Consider the following 300-nt stretch of genomic DNA (forward strand, 5'->3'; position numbering starts at 1 on the left):
CATGTTCAAGGGCCTGCTCTTCCTCGGCGCCGGCAGCGTGCTGCATGTCACGGGCACCCGCAACATGGAGGTGCTCGGCGGCCTGGCGAAGGTGATGCCCATCACGGCGGTGTGCTACCTCATCGGCTCCCTCGCCATATCGGCCATCCCGCCGCTCAACGGCTTCGTGTCCGAGTGGGTCACCTACCAGGGACTCATTGGGGCGGCCATGGACGGCGGCATCTTCATGCGCATCGTCTTCGCCTTTGCCGTGGTGGCCCTCGCCATCAGCGGCGCTCTGGCGGTCACCTGCTTCGTGAA

At 66.0% G+C, this 300-nt stretch carries 1 protein-coding gene; it reads left to right on the forward strand.

Going from position 1 to position 300, the window contains the following annotated elements; all coding sequences use genetic code 11:
• Nucleotides 1–300: proton-conducting transporter membrane subunit (locus tag NE591_RS14485; protein WP_305145274.1), on the forward strand; the 300-nt coding region annotated here is incomplete at both ends.

Source organism: Adlercreutzia sp. DFI.6.23, assembly GCF_024462535.1.
GTDB lineage: Bacteria > Actinomycetota > Coriobacteriia > Coriobacteriales > Eggerthellaceae > Adlercreutzia > Adlercreutzia rubneri.